The sequence below is a fragment of the Vibrio sp. 10N.261.51.A3 genome, assembly GCF_041471965.1.
Classification (GTDB): Bacteria; Pseudomonadota; Gammaproteobacteria; order Enterobacterales; family Vibrionaceae; genus Vibrio; species Vibrio crassostreae_C.
In genome coordinates this window covers 1-6687 of sequence record NZ_JBFRPK010000116.1, presented here as the reverse complement: position 1 = coordinate 6687, position 6687 = coordinate 1, and the positions used below count along the sequence as shown (strand labels likewise).

Below are 6687 nucleotides of genomic sequence, written 5' to 3'. Positions count from 1 at the left end.
TAAGATCCTGTCTATGAATATGGTTAAGCACCGGATTTTACCAACGATAGAAAGCTTATACTAAATTCTGCTTAAGCTTTTCTTCCAACGCTTGGATACACAGCTTGATGGCGATAGGCGTATTTGAAGCAAATGGGTTTAGCGCATAAACCGTGTTAGTCGGTAGTTGGAAGCTTGGCATTATGTCGACAACATCATTGGATAACTGAGAGAGGTAGAAATCTGGGATCACACCAATGCCAACGCCTGATTTGATTAAGGCAAGGCAACTGTGGAACGAATTGGTGACGCAACTAGCTTGCTGTTGGTAGACAAAGTCCTGCTCAGTTTGAGAACTAAAATGATGAGTCACCTGCTTTCCCTGCCAAGAGTTTGCAATGTAAGGAATCGATTCAAGCTCACGTTCACGCATGCTTTCAACGCCACATAACACATCTTTAAACTCACCTAACCTCTTCTGCTTTAAGTTACTGTCACGAGAACTGCCCACTCGTACCGCGAGATCAATATCGTGCTCCATGAAGTCTAAATGCTGATCGTCGCTTATCAGTTCTGGCTTTAACTTCGGATATTGTTTCATCAGATCGGCAATAACAGGCGCTACCAATAAATCCATCAAGGCATTCGGAGCTGTGATACGAATCCGGCCTTGTGGCTCTTCTAGCTCGGCTTTTACCATATCCCAAGCCGATTCAGCGATCACATTGATGTCTTTGCAACTCAAATAAAAGCGCTCACCCATGCTTGTCAAAGTTTGTCTTCGTGTTGTGCGTTTAAGGAGAGAGGCGCCTAACTCTTGTTCTAGAATTTTGAGATGTTGACTGACGACAGATTTAGACAACTCTAACTTTTCAGCCGCAGCCGAGACTGAACCCTGCTCTACGATATAAGCGAAAATCGACATCTGCTTTAGCTTACTCATCTTATTGTTCTCTTTTTACAAACAGTATTTTCTATTATCTCTGTTTTTCAAATCAATTTCCAAGACTAAACTCAATTCAACTTATCGAAATACCAAATAAAAAAGACAGTGCTCGAAACAACAAGACTGTTATGGAGAAAGACAATGTTAGACAACCAAATTTTAGAAGCATGTAAGCAAGGCATTAACGCGTGGCAAAAGGCTTTCAACAACCAAGATGCGAAAGGTTGTGCCGATCAATATACTAAAAGCTGTGTAATGGAAGCGCGTCCATTTGGTACTTTTGAAGGTCATGAAGCGATTCAAGCATTTTGGCAAAACATCATCGACCAAGGTTTCAAAGACGTTGATTACACCGATGTAAAATGGGAAGAGCACCCAGACGGCGGTTACATTCTTACCGCGAGTTGGACAATGAACAAAGCGTTTGGCGTTGTACATCATGAACACTGGGCACTTGAAGCCGATGGCTGCGCTCGCTTAGTCAGCGACAACTTCGAAGTTCAAGGCGAACGCTAGAGCTGTAATTAACAGCTAGAAGCTCAAAAATAGAAACAGAAAACAAAAAGCCAGCAATCCAAATGGACTGCTGGCTTTATAATGTTCACTCTTGTCGCCCTTTCACTTGGTTTGAAGGTGATTGAGTGACTCTACACAATCACTCAACACGCTCATCATTTCAAATCAAAATGTCTGGTAAGACAGAGCAAATACAAGTCAAAGTTACAGTGCTGCTTTCTTCGCTTCTGTAATCCAACCATCGAACGTGCTTTGGTTCGCTTTGATCCAACCGTTTACGTGCGCTTCGATATCAGCAGAGCTGTTCTTACCTTTACTCATCATCATGTTCTGAGCGCTTACATCATTGATGTTAAGTTTGATGATTTCAAAAAGCTTCGCTGCTGATGGGTTGTTCTTAGCAAACTCTTTATTCGCAATAATGCGCATTGAGTTCATTTCGAAGCCGTAGTTTTTGCCGTTAGATAGCGTCGTATCCACGTTCGAACGCTCGCCAGGAAGTGCTGAGAAAGGAACTTCTAACCAAACTACATCTTCGTTAGGCACCAATACGCCACTTACCCAGTAAGGTGTCCACGTGTAGTAAAGGATTGATTCACCCTTTTGGTAACGAGAAATTGTATCTGCAATGATTGCAGCGTAGTTACCTTGGTTGTGAGTTACCGTATCGTCCAGTTTGAACGCTGAAAGTTGGTGTTCAATCACCATCTCACAACCCCAACCTGGGTTACAGCCTGTTAGGTCTGCTTTGCCATCACCGTCCGTATCAAACAGCTTCGCGATTTTTGGATCAGTTAATTGACCAATGTTGGTGATGTTGTACTTTTCAGCCGTTTTCTTATCAATTAGGTAACCTTGAGCAGCGCCGCTTACATATTGGCCTTCACGGTAGAATTTCTCATCACCACCTGCCATTGTGTATTTATCAGCATGAAGCGGGAACCAACCTACCGTTAGGAACGTTGCGTCACCCTTTGCAATCGAGGTGTAGCCTACGTTGTAGTCCACTTCTTGAGTTGATTTCACGTCATAACCCAGTTCTTCTAGAGCACGGTTAACGATCAATGTTTGGAATGTCTCTTCCGCTACAGACGATTGAACAGGCTGAACTGATACGCCATCACCCGGTAGGCTTGCTGCCCACACGTTAGTCGATACCGCTAATGTAGAAACGATGCTTACTGCGAGTTTACTCTTCCATGAATTATTCATTGGTGTTTTTCCTTAATTGAAGTTCTGATTTGTTACCGCGATTAAGTACATTCAGTACAAGGGAAACAGGTCCCATGCGATACCAGCGTAATTTTGTATTACCAGCATTGACACCCAGTACTTGGGTGATTCTGTCTAATAATATGGCTAAAATAACGATGCCTAAACCACCAACAGCGGCCAGTCCCATATCCAAACGGCCAATACCTCTCAGTACCATTTGACCTAAACCACCTACCGCAATCATTGATGCGATAACCACCATCGATAACGACAACATCAGTGTTTGGTTCACGCCCGCCATGATAGTTGGTAATGCAAGTGGCAGTTGAATTCGGTAAAGCATCTGCTTTTTGCTTGCACCGAATGAGTGACCCGCTTCGATCAATTCTTCCGGAACTTGCTGAATACCCAAGATGGTCAAACGAACAACAGGAGGAAGTGCGAATATGATGGTCACCACGACACCCGGAACGTTACCGATACCAAACAACATGACGATCGGTACTAAATAAACGAAGGCTGGTGTGGTTTGCATAGCATCCAAAATTGGGCGCACGAATTTAGCCGCCGTGTTACTTCGAGCGAGCCATATCCCCATGGGTAAGCCAATCAATAGGCAGAAGAATACGGATGTCATGACCAGTGACAATGTGGTCATTGCTTCAGACCAAGCGCCAATCAAGCCAATGAAAGTCAAAGATACGGCCGTTGCAACGCCAAGCTTCAAGTTTGAAAACTGCCATGCCACTAGAAACAAGATGATCAACATGAATGGTGCTGGCGTAGACACCAACGCCGTTTCAAATGAACTTAGGATAAAATCGATAGGCACACGGATTGCCTGGAATAATGGGCGTCCGTGCTCAACTAACCAATTCAGTCCAGACTCAACCCAAGTGTCAACAGGCAGCACAGCCTCTGCAAAAGGGTTAAGTGGATCAAAAGGTGTCGTTTCAACGGTTTCGCTGCTTAACCAATCCGCTGACGGTGAGGTATCAGCGGATTGACCCCAAGGATCACTTGCAGGTTGAGCTGGAGGAGCCGATTGAGACCATGGGTCATTATTTGTTTGTTCAGACGACATGATCTACCCCTTATCCAATGTTTGTAACAGTCGTGACTTAGTCACCACGCCAAAGTAATTACCTTGCTCATCCACAACAGGCACTGAGTAAGGCACACCACCAACTAGGCCAAGCACATCATTGATTGGTAAATCAGGGTTCAGCGTTAGTCCATCATCGAGCTGTGCGCTGATGAGTGATTTGTTCTCTTTGTGGGCTTTACGAAGCGAGTCGATAGAGACAATGCCGGAGTAACGGCTGCTCTTCTCAACTACGATGCCGTACTCGCGGTCGTTATCAATCAAAATTTGTAGAGCAGACGCTGGGCCATCGTGTTCTGATTTTTTAAATACCGCAGCTGGCTTCTTACGCGCAATGTCTTTCACAGTAAGTACGCTTGCTACGTTCACACCACGGAAGAAAGCTTCGACATAATCATTCGCTGGGTTACTAAGAATATCGTCTGGAGTACCGACTTGAACCACTTCGCCATTTTGCATAATCGCAATTCGGTCACCGATACGCATCGCTTCATCCAAATCATGCGAGATAAAAACAATGGTTCGTTTATCGTCATTTTGAAGGCGAATAAGCTCATCTTGCATTTCAGTACGAATCAAAGGATCGAGCGCCGAGAACGCTTCATCCATCAACAAGATATCTGGGTCACATGCTAGTGCACGAGCCAAACCAACACGCTGCTTCATACCACCAGACAACTCATCTGGGTAAGATTCTGAATATGCGCCAAGGCCAACACGTTCAAGTGCTTCAAGTGCTGACTGCTTTCGTTGCTCAACTTCAACACCCGCAAGCTCTAGACCAAATGCGGCATTCTCGATGACCGTCATATGCGGCATCAAAGCGAAATTTTGGAAAACCATCGAGATGTTGTTGCGGCGAACTTCGCGGAGTTCATCTTCTGAGATGTGGGCAATGTCTTTGCCTCGAAGAAGCACATTGCCTTTGGTTGGTTCGATCAAGCGGTTAAGAAGGCGTACTAGGGTTGATTTGCCAGATCCTGACAGTCCCATTATGACGAAAATCTCGCCTTCTTGGATACTAAGAGAAACATCGTTAACGCCGATCGTTAGCCCTGTTTCTTCGAAAACTTTATCTTTATTTGCGCCTTCATTAATCATTGTAAAAGCACGGTCGGTGTCTTCACCAAACACCTTGTACAGTCCCTTAACTTCCAGTATGGGATCCATGTAATCTAATCCTTTCTCAGTTATTTAAACTTAAAAATGGTTATTTAAACCCGAAAAACAATTAGCACTCTAAGTAATTGGCACATGTAAATCAAGGAGCTTCGTGCGGTAAAACAAGGTGACAGACCGAAACCAGACCAGTGACAGCAAGACCAAAAAACAAGCAAAAATATAACAAACCACTGATAATTAAAGGGATAAATTAGACAGATGCACTACCAATATTATGTATTACTTAGTCGTAGATTATTGAATATTAATTTTACATTAGAGTAATTAATAGGCTGAATGAACCAACAAAAGCCACAATTAGTTCGTACACAAACAATTCGAATACGAACTATTTATTAAGCTTTCATGATGTTTCCGAGGCGAAAGTTCGCTCGATAAAAAATATAAGATCAACTCTCAATCTCTACCTAAAAACCAAAGGTCAACCGGCTAAAGTCAGTGAGTTGAAATCAACCTTTTCAACCAAGAATTTTAATACGTCACACCAACTGTGATACTTGCTGCAAACTGTCAATTGGTGATTATCTAAGCTGAACTTCAACTTGTAGAGTGCTCATTGCTGAGCCATTCTTTATAAAAGAAATAAGCATTTTCCCGTGACGAAATAGAGAAAAAGACAAGGAATTCGAATGATAAAAATGTTGGTGTGTGACTTTGACGGTACGCTTGATGGAGGCTCATCTCACGGTGTTAACCAGCTATTTGATTACCTCACAGAACAACCTGATATTCGCTTTATCATCGCGACAGGAAGAACATTACCTTCGATTCGAATGGGTTTAGAATCGGATAACTACCCGAAGCCACACAGTATTATTAGCGATGTGGGCACCAAAATTCATCATGTTCATTCCCAAAAACCAGACCATGTTTGGCATAACCAACTGGAAGCTTCTTGGAACAAATCAAGGGTAGAGACGGCTCTCGCCCCCCTTGATTTTATGGGTGATCGCATAGAAAACCATCAAGGCGATTACAAGATCACCTTTGAAGGAAAGCTTTCAGAGCCTCAACACGAACTGATTGAATCTAGCTTGGAGATGCACGGATTAGATGTTCACCTTACTTACTCTCATGATTGGTACTTAGATATCACACCAAAAGGCGTTAACAAGGCGACTGCGATTCACCACCTACTCGAACAACACGATTTGAGCGTTGCAGAAGTGTGCGTCGCAGGTGACTCAGCTAACGACACCTCAATGCTCACCATTGAAGGCGTAAACTCGATACTGGTTGCTAACCATTACCCAGAGGTTACTCACCTATCGGATAGAGACAACGTATACACGAGTAGAGCAACACATGCTGAGGGTGTCTTAGAAGGCCTTAAATACTGGCAAGGGCGTGCAGCAGCGGGTAATTAGAAATAAGTAGAGGTGACCGACTGCTCCCTGCTTCCTATCCTTATTTCCAACCGGGAAGCCAATGATCCTTGTCGGTGAGATCCCGCCAGTTGATGTCTTCCTCTCGTTTGGTCATCACCGCTTCTATCAAACAACGAATAACCTCCCCTTCTTCAAACTCTACCTCTGTGACCATAAAGTGTTTTTCTTTCTTTACAGGGCTAACGGCCGTCCATTTACTGCGAAGTAGTTTCTTTGGATTGATTCGATTCATGAGTTTATTTCTCGCTTAGATGTCATTGATTATTATGGATTGTCTAGCCGACACTGAGTAATAGTCTTCGTCGCAAGAAAAGGATCAAAAAAAGCCAGCGATTAGGCCTGTCTCTTGATCACAA

At 43.6% G+C, this 6687-nt stretch carries 7 protein-coding genes; 2 read left to right on the top strand and 5 right to left on the bottom strand.

All coding sequences use genetic code 11. The features are described 5' to 3' along the window. Positions 1-55 precede the first annotated feature (55 nt). On the bottom strand, positions 56-922 hold the full coding sequence (locus tag AB4371_RS21480) for a LysR family transcriptional regulator (RefSeq protein WP_372150641.1): 867 nt from the start codon (positions 920-922) through the stop codon (positions 56-58). A 144-nt stretch (positions 923-1066) separates the two neighbouring features. On the opposite strand from AB4371_RS21480, the gene AB4371_RS21475 reads away from it, so the two are divergent. Further along, positions 1067-1441, top strand: coding sequence for a nuclear transport factor 2 family protein (locus tag AB4371_RS21475; protein WP_017060338.1), 375 nt, complete (start codon positions 1067-1069; stop codon positions 1439-1441). Positions 1442-1645: 204 nt separating this feature from the next. Here the strand turns inward: AB4371_RS21475 and proX are convergent, their stop codons facing one another. From proX to proV, 3 genes are read right to left on the bottom strand one after another with little or no spacing between them, the layout of a single operon-like run. Further along, positions 1646-2653: a glycine betaine/L-proline ABC transporter substrate-binding protein ProX gene (gene proX, locus AB4371_RS21470; protein WP_372150640.1), complete on the bottom strand. Its 1008-nt coding sequence runs from the start codon at positions 2651-2653 to the stop codon at positions 1646-1648. Beyond that, positions 2646-3740: a glycine betaine/L-proline ABC transporter permease ProW gene (gene proW, locus AB4371_RS21465; RefSeq protein WP_102393819.1), complete on the bottom strand. Its 1095-nt coding sequence runs from the start codon at positions 3738-3740 to the stop codon at positions 2646-2648. The genes proX and proW overlap by 8 nt, the downstream gene beginning before the upstream one ends. 3 nt (positions 3741-3743) lie before the next feature. Continuing rightward, positions 3744-4931, bottom strand: coding sequence for a glycine betaine/L-proline ABC transporter ATP-binding protein ProV (gene proV, locus AB4371_RS21460; protein WP_372150639.1), 1188 nt, complete (start codon positions 4929-4931; stop codon positions 3744-3746). A 641-nt stretch (positions 4932-5572) separates the two neighbouring features. Between proV and AB4371_RS21455 the strand changes: the two genes are divergently transcribed. After that, positions 5573-6310 carry an HAD-IIB family hydrolase gene (locus tag AB4371_RS21455; protein ID WP_372150638.1) on the top strand — a complete coding sequence of 246 codons (738 nt, stop codon included), beginning with the start codon at positions 5573-5575 and terminating at the stop codon, positions 6308-6310. Positions 6311-6350: 40 nt separating this feature from the next. Here the strand turns inward: AB4371_RS21455 and AB4371_RS21450 are convergent, their stop codons facing one another. Continuing rightward, the gene (locus AB4371_RS21450; RefSeq protein ID WP_017068050.1) at positions 6351-6563 is read right to left on the bottom strand and encodes a TIGR02450 family Trp-rich protein; all 213 of its coding nucleotides are present in this window, start codon (positions 6561-6563) and stop codon (positions 6351-6353) included. Positions 6564-6687 lie beyond the last annotated feature (124 nt).